Origin of the sequence: Streptomyces sp. NBC_00299 (genome assembly GCF_036173045.1) — a bacterium.
Classification (GTDB): Bacteria; Actinomycetota; Actinomycetes; order Streptomycetales; family Streptomycetaceae; genus Streptomyces; species Streptomyces machairae.
Window position 1 is genome coordinate 987446 of record NZ_CP108039.1, and the last position, 19954, is coordinate 1007399.

Annotated in this window: 2 protein-coding genes; both read right to left on the reverse strand. The window is 72.3% G+C overall.

Annotated elements, in window-relative coordinates; all coding sequences use genetic code 11:
• Nucleotides 1-120: 120 nt before the first annotated feature.
• On the reverse strand, nucleotides 121-867 hold the full coding sequence (locus OHT51_RS04530; RefSeq protein WP_328877567.1) for an SOS response-associated peptidase: 747 nt from the start codon (nucleotides 865-867) through the stop codon (nucleotides 121-123).
• 102 nt (nucleotides 868-969) lie between these two features.
• Complete coding sequence (locus OHT51_RS04535) at nucleotides 970-19902, reverse strand: WXG100-like domain-containing protein (RefSeq protein WP_328877568.1); 18933 nt, start codon at nucleotides 19900-19902, stop codon at nucleotides 970-972.
• Nucleotides 19903-19954: the final 52 nt, after the last annotated feature.

Sequence of the window (19954 nt, forward strand, 5' to 3'; positions counted from 1 at the left end):
CGAATGATGCGCCGAGCTCCACCCGTCCCGGCTTCAGGCCCACGCTAGATGAAAACGGATGTCAAAAGCGTCTAGCTGCCGTCCAGCAGAGCAACCCTTACCCAGAACTCACCTTCGGGGTCAGGGAGCGGGGACCTCGTCCAGGAGTTGAGGGCCGTTGTTGCGGACGCTGTTGACCGCCGGGGAGACGGGGCGGGCATCCAGGTGGCCGTCCGCCGGCGGGGCGAGCAGGGCGCGGAGGTCGTCGGTGTCCTCGTGGTGCGGGTCGAGCCAGGCGTCGTAGTGCTCGGGGGTGAGGGCGAGGGGCATGCGCGGATGGATTCGTCCGGCGGCGTCGGTGGCCTCGGTGGTGATGATCGTGCAGGTCAGCAGCCAGGCGGCGGGGTCGTCTGAATCCTTGATCTCCGGGTCACGCCAGAACTCGTACAGCCCGGCGAGGGCCAGGACCTGCCCGTCCTCCGGGTGGATGAAGTAGGGCTGCTTGCGGACCTTGCCCGACTTCTTGTCCTCGACCTGGTCCCACTCGTAGAAGCCGTCGGCCGGCAGCAGACAGCGGCGCTTGACGAACGCGCGGCGGAAGGCGGGCTTCTCGTGCACGGTCTCCACCCGCGCGTTGATCAGCCGCGCGCCGATCTTGACGTCCTTCGCCCACGAGGGCACCAGCCCCCACCGCAGCGGCCGCAGCCGGCGCCGTACCGGCTCGTCCTCGTCGGCGCCGCGAGGCGTGCGCTCCAGGACGGCCCACACCTCGTCGGTCGGGGCCACGTTCCAGCTGGGCGCAAGTGTCTCCTCCGGATGCCACTCGGCCACCTGGAACAGCTGGGCGAGGTCCTCGGGACTGCGGCTGGAGGCATAGCGTCCGCACATACGGCCACTGTGCCACGGTGCGGTCAGCCAGTCCTGATGAGCTGGTCAGCATGTGTGGCGCGAGGTTCTTGGCCGGGCGTTTGGCCGGGCGCTCGGCCGGGCTCAGGTCGCGAGGGGCTGCTGGATGCTGTCGCCTCGGTTGTTGATCGCGATGTGGGTGCCGATGCGCCGGAAATCGTTGATCACGCCGAACATGCTCTTGTCCGACGGCAGGAGGGCCGGGAGCGCGGCGTCCTGGGCCAGCTGGGCTCGGAGCATCTCCTTGTACGCGTTGTAGACCCTCGCCGTGTAGCCGGGCTCGGTCGCCGCGTTCATCCGGTGGTCGTTGGTGACCGCGATCGAGGCGAGGTCCATGAGGTAGCAGTCGAACAGGTCCGTGACGTCCTTGGACTTCGCGTTGTCGTCCCCGGTCGCCGCGTCCCGCGCGAGCACCTGGCCCATCTCCATGACGATCTCGCGGTACATCCGGTGCCTCGTGCTGCTGGGGAAGGCGGCCATGATGTGGTCGGCCTGCCCGGCACCCTCCGTGCTCATCGTGCGCGGCGTCTTCAGATCGGACAGTCCGGGCACCGCCAGCGGTACTCCCCGGAACATCATCTCTTCGTCGGGGATGCCCGCGTTCTGGGAGGCCAGCGGATGCAGTCCGATCTCATGGGCCAGCATGCCCATCACGTAGCCGATGTCGTACTTCTCGAAGTAGTAGCTGGCGAGTTCGATGTCGACGCCGTCGGCGCCCCGGTCCCGCACATTGGCCGGCGTCTCCGTGGTCCGCACCAGCAGGGTGATGCGGCACGGGCGATCGTCGATGTAGCTCCGGATGGTCGCGTGCTTGCGCAGCAACTCGATGATGCGGACGGCCTTGTCGCGGTACCTGTCGTCCGTGAGCTTCAGGTTGGTGAACTCGAAGTTCCCCGACTTGAAGGGGACGAGGGCCGGCTCGACCGCGGCGGACGTCGCGTTCGGGTCCGCCGGCATGTGGGGCGTGACCTCTGAGGCCGTGGGGTCGGTGCGGTCGGCCGGCTGGGGCAGGGAGACCGGGTCGACCCAGACGGACGCGCGCGCGACCGGTGTGACGCCCGTGCGGGCGTCGTCCCAGGTCTGCTCGGGGTGCTGCTCAGCAGCTGGGGTCACATCCCCGATGAGCGCGTCGAGGAGAGCCAGGTGCCGGCCGCGAAGACCGGAAGCGGCGAGGGAGGAGTCCTCGGGGCGGGCGTTGAGGTCACCCAGCAGGCTGCCCGGGATGTGGGGGCGGTGCGGGGAATCGGCGTCACGGTACTCGTCACGCAGGCCGAGCTGGTGGGTCAGCTCATGGACGAGGTGCACGGGGTCGGCGTCCGTCCACCACGTGTTCTGGTCCATGGCCCGGTCCCGGCCCGCCAGGTCCACGGTCAGGTGGGGGGCATCGGCAGGGTCGACGTACTCGACGGTGACATGCAGTCGGTCACCGTTGGGCAGGCGGTACGCCCGGTCGTTCAGGAACTCACGTACCCCGGCGTCGAGTTGGTCACGCACATATGCGATCTGCCCTTCCGTGCCGCGCATAGCGATCCGCACGGTGAGGTCGGTGACAGGCTCGCCCCGGTACGAGAACCGCCGGGCATCGAAGCCCGAACGCACCACGAACCGGGGCCGGTTGTCGCGCCGGGCCGGGGACGGCGGCGCAGCCGACGGGCTCTCGGTAGCACTGTCCGAGCCGTGCTGCGGCAGGCGCGGCCGGGCCTCGTCCGTGCTGGCGCTCTGTTCCGGCGCGACGGTCTGGATGCTGTCGCCCTTGTTGGTGAACGTGAAGCTGGCACCGAGGCCCAGGAAGTTGCCCGTGACCTTCCACCAGACCTTGTCCGGCGGCAACAGCGGCCGGACGGGGCTGTCCTCCGCGAGCTGGGCGGCGAACATCTCCTTGTACGCGTTGTAGACCTTCGCCGTGTTACGGGGCTCCCAGGCCGCGTCCTTGCGTTTGTCGTTGGTGATGGCGATCGTCGCCAGGTCCATCAGGTAGCAGTCGATCAGGTCCGTGACGTCCTTGGCCTTGGCGCCGTCTTCTCCGTCCTGGGCGTCATCCACGAGGACATGGGCCATCTTCGCGACGATGTCGCGGTACGTACGGTGCCTCGTGCTGCTGGGGAAGGCAGCCATGATGTGGTCCGCCTGCCCCGCGCCCTTGGTGTTCATCGTCCGCGGGTTCTTGAGGTCCGCCAGGCCCGGCACGGTGAGGGGGACGTCCTCGAACATCGACTCCTCGTCCGGGATGCTCGTGTCCCGCGAGGCGAGGGGATGCAGGCCGATCTCGTGGGCCAGCATCCCCATGATGTAGCCGATGTCGTACTTCTCGAAGTAATAGCTCGCCAGATTGATGTCCACGCCGTCGTCGCCGCGATCCGTCACATCAGCCGGAGTCTCCGTCGTGCGCAGGTGCAGAGTGATACGGCAGGGACGGTTGCCGATGTAGTCCCGAATCGTGTCGTGCTTGCGGAGCAGCTCGATGATCCGGATCGCCTTGTCGCGGTACCTCTCATTCGTGTGCTTGAGGTTGGTGAACTCGAAGTTCCCCGACTTGAAGGGTGTGACGGGTACGTCAGCCTGCGGCATGTGGGCCGGGACCTCGGTGGTGTCCGTGCCCTCGGCGGGCTGCGGCAAAGAGACCGGGTCGACCCAGACGGACGCGCGCGCGACCGGTGTGACGCCCGTGCGGGCGTCGTCCCAGGTCTGCTCGGGGTGCTGCTCAGCAGCTGGGGTCACATCCCCGATGAGCGCGTCGAGGAGAGCCAGGTGCCGGCCGCGAAGACCGGAAGCGGCGAGGGAGGAGTCCTCGGGGCGGGCGTTGAGGTCACCCAGCAGGCTGCCCGGGATGTGGGGGCGGTGCGGGGAATCGGCGTCACGGTACTCGTCACGCAGGCCGAGCTGGTGGGTCAGCTCATGGACGAGGTGCACGGGGTCGGCGTCCGTCCACCACGTGTTCTGGTCCATGGCCCGGTCCCGGCCCGCCAGGTCCACGGTCAGGTGGGGGGCATCGGCAGGGTCGACGTACTCGACGGTGACATGCAGACGGTCACCGTTCGGCAGGCGGTACGCCGGACCGTTCAGGAACTGCCGTACGCCCGCGTCGAGTTGGGCGCGGACATGCGCGGTCTGTGCCTCCGCACCGCGCAGCGCGACACGGACGGTGAGGTCGGTGACCTGCTCTCCCCGGTACGAGAACCGACGCGCGTCGAAGCCTGACCGCACCACGAAGCGCGGGCCGCTGTCGCGCGGGGACGGGGAGGGCGGCGATGCTTGCTGAGCGAGCGTCTCGGGGTGCTTCGGGAGCCGTGGCTGGGCCTCGTCGGTCGTGATGGGCTGCTGGATGCTGTCGCCGCGGTTGTTGGTCGCAAGGCTGGTGGCGAGCTGGGCGAAGTCCCGCACGACGCCGAACAGGCCCTTGTCGGTGGGCAGCAGGGTGCGGGCGGGGCTGTCTTCGGCCATGTGCTCGGCGAGCAGGGCCTTGTAGGCGTTGTAGACCTTGGCGGTGTTGCCGGGCTCCTTTGCCGCGTTCATCCGGTAGTCGCTGGTGATGGCGATCGAGGCAACGTCCATCAAGTAGCAGTCGATCAGGTCCGTGACGTCCTTGGCCTTGGCTCCCTCCACGCCGTCCCGCGCGGCGTCGGCCAGCATGTCGGCCATCTTCAGGACGATGTCCCGGTAGATCCGGTGCCGGGTGCTGCTGGTGAAGGCGGCCATGATGTGGTCGGCCTGCCCGGCGCCTTCCGTGCTCATGGTGCGCGGCGTCTTCGATTCCGACAGGCCCGGCACCGGCAGAGGGATGCCCCGGAACATCGCCTCCTCGTCCGGGATGCTCGTGTCCCGCGAGGCCAGGGGATGCAGGCCGATCTCGTGGGCCAGCATGCCCATGACGTGGCCGATGCCGTACTTCTCGAAGTAGTAGCTGGCGAGGTTGATCTGGACGCCCTCATCGCCCAGGTCGGTGACATCGGCCGGGGTTTCCGTGGTGCGCAGGTGCAGGGTGATACGGCAGGGGCGGTTGCCGATGTAGTCCCGGATCGTCGGATGTTCCCTGAGCAGTTCGATGATCCGGACGGCCTTGTCGCGGTACTTCTCGTCGGTGTGCTTCAGGTTCGTGAACTCGAAGCTGCCCGACTTGAACGGTGTGAGGGTCGCGGCCTGCGGCATTCGGGCCGGGACTTCGGTGGTTGCTGTGCCGTTGGCCGGTCGGGGCAGGGAGACCGGGTCGACCCAGACGGACTCGCGGGTGATCGGTGTGGTGGCGGTGCGTGCCGCGTCCCAGCTCTGCTCCGTGTCCTGGTCGGGCGCCGGAGTCACATCCCCGATCAGGGCGCCGAGCAGCGCCAGATGCCTGCCCCGCAGACCGGAAGCGGCGAGGGAGGCGTCCTCGGGGTCAGCGTTGAGGTCGCCCAGCAGGCTGCCCGGGATGTGAGGGCGGTGCGGGGAGTCGGCGTCACGGTACTCGTCACGCAGGCCCAGCTGGTGGGTGAGTTCGTGGACCATGTGCACCGGATCGGCGTCCGCCCACCACGTGTTCTGGTCCATCGGCCGGTCCCGGCCCGCCAGGTCCACCGCCAAGTGCGGGTTCTCGGACGGATCGACGTACTCGACCGTCACATGCAGACGGTCGCCGTTCGGCAGGCGGTACTCGGGGGCGTTCAGGAAGTCACGTACACCTGCGTCGAGTTGGTCGCGGACGTGGGCGGTCTGACCCTCCGGACCCCGGATCGCCAGCCGTACCGTGAGGTCGGTGACCCGCTCCCCCTGGTACGAGAACCGACGGGTGTCGAAGCCCGACCGCACCACGAAGCGGGGGCGGGTGTCGCGCGGGCCCCGTGGCGTGGGGATGGTCGCCCTCGGTGGTTCGGCGGACGGGTTCTGGGGCAGCCGCGGGCCCACCGCTTCCGGGCTCGGCGCCGCGTTGTCCGGGGCGGCATCCGTGTCCATCGCGGCGTCCGTGTCCATTGCCTCGCCGCCGGACTCGTACTCGGAGGAGGACGCGTCGGGGTTCTGCGGGCCCCCGGTGCCGGTCCTGTCGCCGTTGAGTACGCCGTTCTCGTCGAGGGTCGCGCCGATGCTCCCCGCGTTGTCCCGGATGTGGTTCCACAGCTCCGTCCGCTGCTGCATCCACTGCGGCATGCGCCAGCCGGGGAAGAAGGTGCCGTGGGTCCCGGACGCGTGCACCCGGTGGCCGAGGGGGCGCCCGATGTGCTCGTTGACCGCCTGGTAGGCGAGGTCGCAGGAGGCGCAGGCCATCTTGAACCCGCCGAGGTCTAGCGTCTGCGGGTTGCTCGGGTCGCCGGGGTTGCTCTGCCAGTGCTCGACCCAGTGCCCGAGCAGGGTCAGCTCGCCGTGTTCGGAGCCGTACGATCCGAAGGCCGGGGTCGCGTCGCGGCCGCTGACGTTGAGGACGGTCGGGTTGGCCAACGCCCGCTTGACGAGGTCGAGTTCGGGTGAACCCGGGTGGTAGAGCCGGTACCAGCCGGTGGCCAGGGCCCGTAGCTTCGTACGGTCGCGCATCTCCCGTGCCATGGCGGGCCGCCTGCGGGCCAGCCACCGCTCGTCGCGCCGCCACTGCTGCTGGTCCGCCGTCAGGAGTTGGCGGTCCTGCCGGAGGACCTCTTCCTCGTTCGGGAGGTTGTCCCACTGCTGCTGCCGCTCGTCGTTCCAGTCGCCCGACTCGTACTGTTCGTCGAGCCGCGCCCCCAGGTCCGCCAACTCCTCTGCCCGTTGGTCGAGTTCCTGCTGTCGCCGGTCCAGCCGCGCCCGGCCCTGCCGGTGCTGCTCCTCGTCCCGGTTCCACTGCTCCAGCTTCCGCAGGCGCGGTGTGCCTGCCGCTTCCTGACCGGTGACGAACCAGCGCAGTTCCTGCTCCACCAGGGCGGCCTCGTCGCTGGTCAGCGCCTTCGCGCCGGTGTTGCCCGCGATGCCGAGGGAGCCGTCCGGCAGGAGGGCGACGGCGATGTGCGGGGTGACCTGGGCGTCCGCTTCCCGGTCCTCCTTGCGGAGGGCTTCCTTCACCAGGCGGGCCACCCGGTCCAGCATCCGCAGTGTCACCTCGCGGTCCCGCGCCGAGGTGCCGGTGGGGCGTGTCTGGGTGAACGGGCTGCCGGTACCGAGGCCGAGGGCCTCGCGCAGGTCGTCGTAGTCCTCGGTCTCCAGTCGGCCGTCCTGCTCCGCCTGGTCCAGGGCCTCGGGTACGCCGATGCCGGTGAGTTCGGTGAAGGCGCTGTCGAACGCCACGTCCGGGAAGCCGCCGAGGGCTGTGTTGCGCTGTCGCACCACGTCCAGCAGGGAGTCGACCCGCAGGTCGGCCTCGTTGAGGAGGTCGGCGAACCGGGTCGCGAACTCGGTCTCCGGGCCGGTGAGTACGGCAGCTTCCTCGGGCGCGGAGTCGTCGTCGGATTCGAGGTCCATCTCGACGTCCGAGTCCTCGCCCGGCTGCCCCGTGTCGCCCGTGTCCCCCAGGTGCGGGGTGGGGCTGTTTCCGGACAGGGTGCTCAGGTCGAGCGCCTCCTCCTCGGTGGGGAAGCCGGCGGGGCTCGGGAGGTCGTTGCCCGTGGGGGACGGGGGCAGCGGGATGGTGGCCGGGTCCTGCTCGTCGTCCTGCCGCGGCTCGGGTGCCGGGGTGCGCAGGGTCAGGGGGACGAAGTCGCCGCCGCGGCGGCGCAGTCTGAGGTGGGGGCCCGCTTCGCCGGACGGTCCGGCGTAGGTGTGGGCGGTGCCGTTCTCCTCGATCAGGGTGACGGTGGCGCCGGTCGCGGCGGCGGCCCACTCGGCCACCGCGCGGTCGGCCGCCGGGCCCCAGGGGGCGTCGGCGAGGTGGCGGCGCAGGTGGCCGTCGCGGGCGTCCTGGCTCGGTGCGGGCGTGCCGGGGAGCCGGCGGAGCGGCGGGGGCGTGAAGAGCGAGTCGCGCTCGGCCGGGGTGCCGGGGAGGCCGTTCAGGCGCATCAGCCGGTTGGGCGGGGCTCCGGCGCGGCTGCGCAGTCGGGCTGCCCCGCGGCTGTCCAGGCCCGGCTGGTCGGCGGCGTGGTGCAGGGCCGTGGAGAGCGCGGCGAAGAAGCCGTTGCCGCGGCCGGTGGGAGTGCCCTGGGTGTACGTGGCGCCGTCGGGTGCGGTGAGGATGCCGTCGCGGTCGAGGCGGTAGCGGGGGCCGCTGCTGTCGGCGGGTGGCATCCAGGGCGGGGTGGCATGGCTGTGGTGCGCCGGCGGCTTCGCGGACTGCTGCTGCGAGGCGGGTCCGGTCGTCGTGCCGGCGGTCATGGTGGAGCCGGCCGGGGCCGGGAGCGGGGTGGCGACGGGGGGTGGGGTGCCGGGCGGAAGCGCGGCGTGGAAGAAGCCGTCGGCGGCGAACAGGACCGGATCGGTGGCCGGGTCGACGGCGGCCGGATCGGTGCCGTGCGGGAGGAAGCGCTGGTCGCGGCCCTCGCCGGTCACCACGGTGAGGGGCGTGCCCAGAACCCGGGCGGCGAGGGCGGGCAGCAGGTCGGCGCCGCCGTGGTCGCCGGCGCGGCGCTCGGGCGAGGCCGGTTCGCCGCCGGGTTGCACGGTGCCGTCGTCCTGACGCGGCTCGCTCGTGAACGGGCGGAGCATGGCCGCGGTGGCCAGCGCCACGCGTTGTGCGGGGGTCGGCCAGACGGTCTGCGGGAGCCGGCCGAGCGCATCGAACTCGGCCTGCTGGGCGGGGCTCAACTGCACGCCCGCGAAGTCGAGTTCGCCCTGGGTGAAGGTGTCCGCGGCGTCCAGGGCGAGGCCGTCGAGCAGGTCCGCGTTCCTGTCCTCGCCCAGGGCCCAGGCGAGGCGGTTGCGGGCGGCGCGGACGGCCCGCTCGGTGACCGCCGGGTCGCCGGGGGCGGCGGTGAACCGGCCGGCGAGGTCGGTGCCGAGCAGGTGGGGCAGCCGGCCGCGGTCGTGGGCGGCGGCGAGCAGTGCGTGGAAGAAGGAGGCGCCGTCGTGCGGCATGTCGTGCACCTCGCGCACGGTGGTGCCGTCCGGCGAGGTGAGGGTGCGCGGGGCCGAGTCGGTGCCGTCGGTGACGGTGTACGGCTCGGGCGCCTCGGAGCGCCAGTCCGGCGCGGTGTACTCCTGCGGCCGGTCCGGCACCGGGACCGAGGCCGAACCCTGGTGATGGGCGGTGAGGCGGGAGGCTGCGAGGTGCAGCCGGTGGTGGTCCGCGGCGGCGGCGTCGGTGCGCTGTTCCCAGCGGCGGACCTCTTCGCGGGCGGCCTGCCAGGCGGCGACGGCCGGGGACTGGGCCATGGCCTGCGGCAGGACGGTCGGCCGGTCGGGGTGGTCGTCGCCGAGCGCGGCCTGCTCCTGCGGACTCAGGTCGAGCCATGTCTCGCGGGCCCGGGCGCGGGCGTCGTAGTAGCCCTTCTCGGCCGCGGCGAGGTCACCTGCGGCGCTCGCCAGGTCGTCCCAGGCGCTGCTGACCTCGTCGGGGAACGTGGTGTCGTCCAGGAGGCCGTAGTCACGGGCGATGTCCTCGCGCAGCCAGACCAGGGCCGTGGTCTCCGCCTCGGCGGCCCGGGGTCCGCGCTTGGCCTTGCCGAGCGCGTGCAGCGGACGGCTGTCGGTGATGCGGTGGTCCACCTCGGCCACGGACAGCCAGCTCACCGGCAGCGCGAAGAGCATGCTGCGGTCGGTGACGACCTTGAGGTGGGTGCCGAGGGTGGTGTCGACGGTGCCCTTGAGGGCGGTGCCGTCGTTCGCGCCGCCGATCGGGATCGCGGCGCCCGGGTTGGTGACGCCCGCGTTGCTGTTGCCGGCCAGCGGCGATGTGCCGACCACGCCCTCGACGTTGTCGGTGATGCCGGCCTCCAGCGCGTCGGAGGTCTTCGCGCGCTGCATGGCCTCCATGCGCGGCTTGTTCTCCACGGTGAGCAGTCGGGCGCCGCGGCGGTGCATCTTGGCGTAGAGGCGTGAGTCGGCGGTGTGGGACTGGCCGAAGAGACGGGCGGAGGCCTGGGTGGGCAGCGCTGAGCCGTTCGCGCCGAGCGCCTCGCGGAAGCCGGCGGTCAGGCCGACCTGTGTGGTGGCCTCCTGCTGGGCGTGGGCGGGGGCGGTGCCGAGACCGGTGAGCGGGGTGAGGCGGGCCATGCGGACGCGTTCGCTGAGCGTCCTGCCGGTATGCCGTTTGCCGAGGTCGCTGTCGCCGAGGCCGTCGGCGCGGGCGGTGGCCAGGGTCAGGGCGTCCTGCACGTTGGCCGCGCCGTGGATGTCCACGGCGAGGATGCCGGAGCCGATCCGGTCGTCGAAGGGCAGTACGTCCGAGTCGTCGGTGTCGCCGCCGCGCCAGGCGGCGATGCCGTCCGGGCGGGCCTGATCGGCCGTCAGCATCCGTACCGCGCGCTCGGGTTCCGGCACGTCCTGCTCGGTGAGCGCACCGTCGGCGCCGGCGCCGTCCGGGGTGAGCAGGCTTGCGGGGAGGATCTCGTTGAGGCTGCCGACCGGGGCGACGGCGCGAGGGGAGAGCGGTTCGCCGGTCGCGTCCGTCATGGTGACCGTCAGGGTGTAGCCGGTGACGATCTCGGCGTGCGCCTGCGTGGTGGCGATGTTCGGCATGGAGGTGCTGCCGGCGGTCTCGGTGCGGGTGCTCGAACGCTGCTTGGCGGCGGTGCCCTGGAGCGAGGGGTTGGCGAGCAGGACACCGCTGTCGACGGCGCGCTGGCCGACGCCGAGCGTCACGTCGGCGCCGCGGTCCTGGGAGGAGCCGTCGGAGTCGTCGCGGGCGGTGGTGCGGTAGTCCTCCAACTCGAAGCCGGTGCGCAGCCGCTCCACGGTGGTGGTGACCGGCGTCAGCTTGAACCGGACCTGTCCTGGGCTGCCGCCGACCGGCAGCCGCAGCGGGCTGGACCAGGCCCGGTAGCGGACCGGCAGGGTCATCCCGTCGGTCGTCAGCTCGTGCAGGTTTGCGCGCAGGAAGTCCGGGGAGAGCCGCTGGAGGACCTGCTCGCGGTCGTGGGAGGGCACTCCGATCTTCTCCAGCCGCCCCATCAGCTGCCGCGCCGCGTGGCTCGCGTCGAGCTGGCCACTGGGGTGGGTGGGGAAGCGACGGCCACGCAGGAAGCCGGGCAGCCGGTAGCCGCCGCCGAGGTTGCTCGGGGTGCTGGTGCCCAGACCGTCAGGGGCGAGTCCGGCCTCGATGGCGTCCTGCATCGGCAGATGGAACATCACGGCGTCACGGACGCGCTGGAGCGCGGCGGCGGCCCGGCGGGGGGCGAGGCCGCGTCCGAGGCGCTCGGAGAGCCGGCCGGCGGCGGAGCTGATCCGGTCCCCGGCGCGGGTGCCGATCGCGCCCATCGCGGCCGTCCACCGGTCCCGTACGGCGACGGTCTCGGCGGCGTCGGCGACCACCAGGTACATGCGCCCGGCGAAGGTGAGGGTGGTGTTGCGGCCCCGGGTGAGGGTCTGCGAGACGCTGCGGCCCTTGCCCCAGGCGTACTGGAGGGCGGTCGAGTAGGACCCGACCACCGCCGGTTGGCCCGGGGCCTGCTGGAGCGGCATGTCGGCGCCCTGGACGCCGAGGGTGGTGCGTGAGGTGGTGCTCGCGCTGCCGGCGACGCGGTGCTCGTTGCCGATGGTGGCTTCGAGGCTGGCGGGTTTCGGGTCGCTCTTGACGCGCAGGTTGTGCAGTTCGCCGCGGACGGCGGCCTTCAGGTAGTGGGTCTGGAAGGGTCCGGCACCGTTGAGTCCGGTGATGCGGGAGCCGAACGGGCCCAGGTACTGGCCGAGTTGACCGGCCACGTTGAGGTTGGCCATGGCCCGGCGCAGGGCGGTGCGCACCGGGGCGCCGGGGGCGCTGACGTGCCAGGAGGTGCCCGAGGCGCGGTCGGCGGTGTCCTGCATGAGCTGCTGGCGCTGCGGGCCGCCCTCGGCGCTGAGCACCACGTGCGGGGCGCTCAGCAGCTTCCGGGTGAGCTGTCGTTCGGCCGATTCCGTCCTCGGCAGCGGGCGGGTGCCGTCGAGGAGCTGGTCGGCCTCGATGGCGGAGAGCCGCTGCGGTGCGGGGGTGGTGGGCGCCGGGGTCGTCACCGGTCCGCCGGGCGGCGGGTCGGCGGGGCCGTGCCGTTCGGAGCCGTGCGCCACGGGCACGGCCAGCTCCACGCGGCCCACGGTCTCGCTGCCCCGGTTGAACAGCGGGCGCTCCTCGACCTTGCTGACGAAGACGCCGGCGCCGAGCAGGCCGACCGAGGCGAGCCGGGCCCAGCCTCGTGGGCGGCGGTGGCCCTCGAAGGAGGCGCCCAGTTCCACCTGGTAGCTGTAGAGGTCGGCGCCGTTCTGGAACGTCAGGTGGTCGTGGGTGACCGCGACCGTGTTCCGGGTGGCCTTCTGGTCGGTCTTGGCGTAGCGGACGCCGACGGAGACGTTGCCGGTCTGGCGCGGCACTCCGGCTTCGGGCGCCTTGTCGTGGTCGCGCGGCGAGATGCCCAGTTCCACACCGCTGGAGAGCGTGGTGGACGCCTGCTGCCCCTGGCCGGAGATCTCGGTGCCGATCACGGCGTTGCGCAGTGACCGTTCGCTCATGGTGGTCTCGAACCGCCGGTCGGAGAGCCGGGCCCGCAGGATCAGGGTGTGGTGGCCGCGGCGCACCTTGCCGTCCTCGGTGAGGGTGACCGGCACCCCGGTGGTGGTCAGGTCGTCCAGGCTCTGCGCGAGGGTGGGCCGGTTGAGCGCCTCGCGCACCTGGCGGTCGTTGTGGAGCGCGGTCCGCATCCGCCCGTCGCCGTACCAGAACTTGGCCAGCCGCGGGTGCCGCAGCATCAGCGGCGGGACGAACAGCGACGGGTACGAGCGGTGCAGGGTGTCGAGAACCGTGTCCGCGAAGGCCCGCATGGGGTCCTGGGGGGCGGGCTGCCCGTTCGGGTTCTGCTGCTGGCTGGGTTGTTGGCCCGGCTGCCGGCTCGGGGGCTGGTTCTGCCCTTGGTTCGGTACGGCGCTCTGCGGGCGGTCGGGGCGGAAGCCCTCGGCGCGGACCTGGCCGCTGAGGTGGACCGGGTCCTCGCGGGTGAGGTACCACGGCACCGGCGGCTCGGCGTCGGGGTTCGGGCCGGTCTGCCCCGGCGTGCGGCTGTCCCAGCCCGCGAGCCGGCGGGCGTCCTGCGTGGAGATCCAGTCCAGGCTGACCACCCGGACCGGGCGGGCCGCGGACGAGGGTTCGCCGGCCTTGCGCACCATCAAGGTGCGCTCCACCCGGTAGAGCGCGACCGGGTGGTTGCGGACGCGGCCGGTGGTCTTGCGGGCGGCGTCGGTGCCCAGGTAGTGGCCGCGCCCGGTGCTGAGGTCCGCGCGGACCAGCGGGCCGCCCTGGAGACGTACGTCGGTCTCCGGGCCGACGAGGGTGTAGTTGGGGCCGGCGGTGACCTGGACGCCGAAGCGGGTGTCCCGGGCGTGGCCGCGCTCGTTCTGGTACGTGGTCTGGGTGAGGTCGCGCAGCTCCGCCTTGACCGACTCCGTGACCAGGGTGGCCCGGTGCGGGATCGACCGCTCGACGATCAGGTGCCCCAGCGGGTGCTGGCCGCTCCCCCGGGTCAGCTCGGGTCCGCTGACCGGTCCGGAGAACCGCCCGAACAGCGCGAGCAGTCGCCCGGGACGGACGTACGAGACCAGCGTGCGGTGCGCCGAACTACCGGGCCGTGCACCGGAGATGGCGAGCGCCAGGTCCTCCGGCGGGTCCGTCAGGTGCAGTCCGGTGGTGTCGGTGATCCGCGGCTCGATCCCGTCCGGGAAGGTGAGCGTCTCCGGCGCCCGACGGGGCCCGGCGAAAGGCACGGTGAAGTCGTCCGGCAGCCGCCAGCTGAGACCGTCCCGCATGGCGAACTCCGCGGAGTGCACCGGGCTGCGCCGCCAACCGGGGCTCGTGGGCGGCGAGTTGTCCGGGCCGGGGGTCTTCGGTGACGCCTCGGTGACCCGGTCCACGCGCACCCGGTAGTGGACGTCGTCCAGGTGCAGGTGTGAGCCCTCGTGGGCGCGGTGCTCGGTCTGGTGGTACGCCTGGGTGCCCTGGGTGTAGTCGGTCCTGCGGGTCCAGCCCAGCGAGGCGCCGATCTTCAGCAGCCAGTTGAGCGGCGGGCCCATGCTCAGCGCGGCGGCGATCCGGCGCCCGTGGCCGACGCTGCGCCCGCCGCCGGTACCGGCCTGGCCGCGGCGCATGGTGTCCAGCCGTACGGTGCCGCCGTTCACGTCGGAGAAGCGTTCCCAGCGTTGGTACGGGATGGCCTCGACGGTCATCTCGTGGCCGACGCCGGACTTCTCCCGGCCCACGAAGCGTGCGCCGCGCGGGGCGGTGAAGGCGCCCGGCTGCTCGGTGAGCAGGCGCAGCAGTTCCGCCTCGTCGAACTGGTCGCGCAGTTTCTTCGGCAGGTGCCCGAGGATCTCCTGGGCAACCTGCTCGGGCGAACGCAGGGTGAGGACACCGGGGCCGGTGAAGAGCCCGGTCGGGGGGCTCTGCGGGGTCGTCTTGTCCGTGGGGGGTTGCGGGCTGCCACCGTGCGGATCGGCCTCCGGGCTGATCAGTACGGTGGGCAGCCGGCTGCCGTCCTCGAAGGTGACGGTGCGCGGGGCCGGGCCCGGCGGCCTCGCGTCCGGGCCGGTCAGCAGCCGGGCCGGGCGGTGCCGTTCGAGCTGGGTCTCCAGCGGCACCGGGTCGCCCCGGTCGGGGGTCTCGGGGTCGGGGCGGTCGAGGTCGGTGATCCCGCCCATGCTGCGCAGCCACTCGCTGAAGGGGTCGGATCCGTCCGGCTCCTCGGTGGCCGGGTCCGGGGTGGTGGTGGCCGGGTCCGGTACGGGGGTGAGCGGGGCGCTGGCCGGGACCAGGGCGTCGTAGTGGTCGCTGCCGTTGTAGGCCAGGTGCAGGGTGCCGCCCTGTCCGCCCGGGTGGAGGGTCGTGACGAGGGTGTTCCCCGGCGCCTGCGGGTCGCGCTGGACGAGCCGCAGGTCGAGGTCGAGGGTGTGCGCCAGCGCCTGCGGGAGCAGGTCCGCGAAGGGAGAGGACCACAACTCCCTGAGTTCGGCGGCCTCGGCGAAGAGCCCTTCGGTGCCCAGTCGTCGCGCGTCGGCGGGAGTGGGAGCCACGTGGGCGAGGTGCGGGTAGCCGCTGTCGCGGAGGATGCGCCGCCACTGGCGGGCGTCGCCGTCGGTGACGACCGACTGCGCGATCCGGTTCCAGCGCTCGGTGATCCGGCGCCGCGCGTCCGGGTCCCGCACCCCGGCGACGGCGGTCATCCGCAGGTCGTCCACGACGGCGAGCACCGGGTCCGGCATCGCCTCGGCCGCCGCGGTGGCCAGTTCGGACCCGGTGATCCGCTCGCGCAGCATGCCGCGCAGCCCGGCGACGTTGCGCGCCGCCCACGCGGGCGGTACGTCCTGGCTGCGCGCGCTGTCGAGCAGCGCCCGGAAGAGGCAGTCCCCGCCGCCCGGCGTGTCCAGCCGCCGGAACTGCGTGCCGTCCGCATGCACGGTGTCCGCCGGGCCGGTCGTGGTGGCGCCCTTGCTGTACAGGGCCAGGTCTTCGGCGAGGCTCTCCGGGCGGCTCGGCGTGGGCGCCAGGTCGGGTCTGCGGCGGGCGAGTTCCGCGGTGTCCTCGGCGCTGAGGGCCAGCTCGGACAGCGGCAGCGGGGTGTCGGAGAGCGACCAGGTGATCTGCGCGGACGGCGCATGAGCGAGACCGCGCACGTCCTCCGGCGAGACCAGGGTGGTCGGCGGGAGCGCGGGCGGCGGCGGGGGCAGCAGCGCGTCGAGGGTGGTGTCGGGTCCGGCGGTGGACCGCAACTCGGCAGCGGCGCGCAGGAATTCGGTGTACTGCTCGACGGTGGGGCCGGCCGCCGGATCGACGCCGGTACCGCCCGTGGCGCCGACCCGGTCGGTGACCATACGGCGCAGCAGATCCGGGGTCATGCGGCCGTCGCCGTAGCGGGTCGCGGTGTCCGGGCTCAGCCAGCGCAGGCCGTCCACGTAGGCGAGGCCGGCGAGCAACTCCCGGTTCTCCGGACGCTGTTCGGCGTCCGTTCCGAGGGCGTCGCGCAAGGTGCGGATCTGCTGGAGAGTACGGGCCCGGGCGAAGGCGTCGGCCGGTTCCGGGCCCGTGTGCAGGCCGGCGTCGCGCGCCAGCCCGTCCAGGTCGGCGCCGCCCGGCTCCGGTGTGAACAGCCGCCACCGGCCCGGCCCGTCCGGTCGCTCGGTGAGCACCGGGCGCACGTCGCCGTCCCGGTCCCGGGCCGTGCCCACCTCGGTGGTCGGCGCGTACACCGGCCGCCCGGTGCGGTTCGCGACGTGCTGCGCCACCGGCAGGCCCGCCACCTCAGGCTGTCGCCCCGTCTCGCAGGAGAACAGCACCAGCGGACGGTCCTGATCGCCGTCCTGCGCCCAGGACTTGAGCACCTCGCCCAGCTGCACACCGCTGACCTTCACCGTGGGTCGCGCCGCGTCGTCGGTGCCGAGGGTGACGGTACGGGGGGTGCCGTGCCCGGCGAAGTAGTCGGCGCCCTGCTCGGTCCCCGAGCCGGGGAGGGCGGTCGGCGGGCCGGTGAACACCGTACGGGGCGGAGGCTGGACGGAGTTGTCCCCCGGGGCCGGCGGACCGGAGGTGGTGCGCACACCGCGGAAGGTGTCCTGGCCGAGCAGGGTCTGGCGCGCCGTCCCGTGCGACGTTCCGTCCTCGGCGGGGCTCTGCGAAATGGTCAACGTCCGTACAGCACGCCCGGGTTGAGGCTTCACGGACGCGTCCGGCACCCAACGCCGCAGCTGCTCGACGGGCACCGTGTGGCCGTCGAGGGTGGTGACGAACGGCTCGCCCGTGGGGCCCGCGGGCCCCTTCCCGTCGTCGCTGTTGCCGCTGTTGCCGCTGTCGTCCACCGGTCGTACGACGAGCCGTCCGGGCGGCGGAGGTGCCATGGGGGGTGTCGCCGGGGTGTTGTCCGGCGTCGTGGGTGGCGTGGCGGGCGGGGGTGGGGGCGGCGGAGTGCCGTCGCCGCCGGGACCGCGTCCGCCGCCGCCCAGGCCGGTGACTTGTCCGCCGCTTCCGTCGCCGTGGCCCGACTCCAGGTGCAGGTCGGTGGCCGGCTCGGTCCAGGGACGGGACAGGGTGGTGAGTTTGGCCGCGGGGGGTTCGGTGGCGACGGTGGTGATGGTGGTGGTGACGACCTTGGAATCCGAGTCGACTTCGTTGCCGTGCAGGGACGTTGTCGTCTCCGTGAGCACCTTCGCGGGCGGCGCCGTGGTGGTGCTCACCGGGTTGCTGTCGGTCGTCGCCGTGCTCAGGGTGGCGGGGCGGGATGCGGGTCCGAGGGCGTCGGCGAGGGGCAGCATTACGTCCGCGCCGGGGAAGGCGGTCTCCGTGGTGACCGTGGTGGCGTCCGTGGCCTCCGGGGTGCCGTCCTCCGGCATGGTGGGCGGAGGGCCGTTGAGCGTGCGGACGCGGACCGGGGCCCCCGGCCCTTCGCGGGTCAGCTCGACGGCGGCGCGAACCGGACGCCCCGCCCCGTCGGGCGTGACCGCCGGCCCGAGCACCACGGCCCGCTCCGTCCCGGCCCCGTCCAGCAGCGCAGCGGCCTCCGGCGCCCCCTCCCCCGACGGCGGCACCTCGGAGGAGACCACGATCGTCAGCGGCGGTGCCGTAGTTGCGCCGCTGATGTCGAGCGCGTCGCCCGTGTCGGCGTACGAGCCGGTGGTACCCACCTTCGGCGGAGCGGCGGTGAGGTCCGCAGCCTGGGTGGAGACGCTGCCGGTGAAGTCCGAAGTGACGGCGATGTCAGGTGAGAAGGTGATGTCCGGAGCGGAGGTGTTCTCCGTGGAGGAATTGGAGTTCGCGGAGGAATTGGAGTTCATGGGGGAATCGGAGTCCGTGGAAGACGTGGACTCCTGGGAGGACCTGTCCCCCGTCGAGGACCTGTCCCCCGCAGAGGACCTGTCCCCCGCAGAGGACCTGTCCCCCGCAGAGGACCTGTCCCCCGCAGAGGACCTGTCCTCCGCAGGGGACGTGCTCTCCGGCGGCTGGGAGGTCTGCCGGGAGTCGTCTGTCGTCGTCTGTGAGGTGTCTGCCTGGGCCGCGCCGTCCGGGGTTCGGGTGGCGGCGGGGGCCGGGGCCGGGGTGCTTCCGCCGGTGGGGGCGCCGCCCGGCCGGCCGCCGGTGGCCGTGCCGGGCGCGTTTGCGTGGGTCGAGCCGTTGGAGGCGACGGGACCGCCGGTCTCCTGACCCGGCGCCGCAGCCGTACGGTCGTCCTGCCCGCCCACCTCGACGGAAGACGTGAGCGGGTCGTCCACCGTGACCGGCGTGCCGAAGCCGTCAAGGGCGCGGCGGACCTGGTCGGCGTCGACCTGGGCGGCGGGGCCGTTCCCGGCGGGCACCACCCGGACCTCGGGCAGCTGCGACAGGTTGCTGTGCACGCTGTCACGGACGCCGATCTCCGTGCTGCCGGGCGGCTCGGCGCCGCGCAGGGCGGCGATGTCGCGCAGCGCCTGCTCGCGGACCTCGGCGGGCCCGTTGTGGACCTGCTGCCACAGCGCGTTCTCGGCGGCGGTCACCGGCAGCGTGCCCGGGGAGTACGGGGGCGGGTCGAGGGTCGTGTACGGCGGCAGGTCTTCCCCGGTGTAGGGCGGAGGGGACTCGCTGCCGGTGAAGTCCCCCTGCCCGGTGTTCTGTTGGGCGACGGGCTGGGGTGAAGTGGACGAGGAGCCGACGCCGCCCGGGGTGTTCACGGTCGAGGGACCGCCCGTGCGGCCGGGGTCGTCACCGTTCTCGGAGCGGGTGGAGCCGGAGGACTCCCGCGTGTCGGAGTCGCCTGTGTCTGCGCTGTCGCCGGAGACGGTGGGCGGCTGGTTGCGCATCTTGTCGATGACGTGGCGCAGTTCGGCGCCGCTGTTCTGGGCGGTGTCGGTGAGGGTGGCCTCGACCTGGCTGCTGACGCCCGCGCCGACGAAGGTGGACCAGCTGGTGGACCAGTCCCCCTCGAAGGCACCCTTGATCAGGATCTCCGCGACGGACTCGCCCGCGCCGGCGGCGAGGAAGTCGGCCGTCCCCTTGAGCCCGTAGTGCCCGGCCAGCGCGCCCGGCCGGTCGGCGTTGTTGCGCAGGAGCTGGTTGTTGCGCCACAGGTCGGGGTTGTTCCGGAAGGAGAGCGGGTCGTTGCGGAACGTCACCGGCGTGTTGTTGGTGACGTCGGGGCCGTTCCCGTTGGGGGTCGGGGTCGGGTCGGGGCCGTTGTTCGGGCCCGGGCCGGGGTCGGGGTTCGGCTTGGGGTTGGGGCTGTTGTTCTTGAAGTCGAGGTCGGGCGTGTTCCGCAGGTTGGGGTTGGGGGTCGGCTTGAAGTCGAGGTCCGGCCCGTTCTTGAGGAAGTTGTTGTCGTAGCTCTTGACGATGTTCTTGGCGAAGTTGTCGAAGATGCTCGTGAAGAAGCCCGCGGCGGCGCCGAACGCGGCGGACTTGAGGATGTCGTTCCAGTCGAAGCCGTCGGGGCGGCGGCCGTCCGGGGCGAAGTTCATCATCGCCAGCCGGACCGCGAAGGTGGTGAACGCCTCGGCGAACGCCTCGGTCAACGAGGGCGCGATGTGCAGCCGCTGGAGCAGGTGGGTGAGCGTGGTGAGGATCAGGAACCGGCTGCGCAGCTTGGCCATCATGATCTGGCTGGCCGAGGCACCGCCGGTGAAGAAGGACATCGCCAGATAGATGGCGATCTCGATGAGCAGCCGGATGACCTCGGCGATGACCTGCCACTTGGACTCCATGATGTCCATGGAGGTCTTGCGGCGGCCCTCGGCGATCTTGTCGAGCTGCTCGGCGAAGTCGCGCAGGTAGTTCTTGCCGCCGTCGTCGATGAGCATGCCCATCGCCTTGGCGTACGACTTGGCCAGGTCGTCCGGCATGACCTCGGCGATGTCGTGGATCGACTTGTCGATCAGTGACGACATCCGGTCCAGCTTGCGGCCCAGTCCTGAGTAGGGCCGTCGGCTCTCGTAGGCGAGGTCCTCGTCGGCGTCGATGAGCTTCTCCCCGGTGAGGATGAAGATCATCGCGTTGACCTCGGGCGATGCCTGGATGCTCATCGGGGGCCGTCCTGGACACCGTGCGGGCAGGACGGAGCGGCCGCTCCCGGCG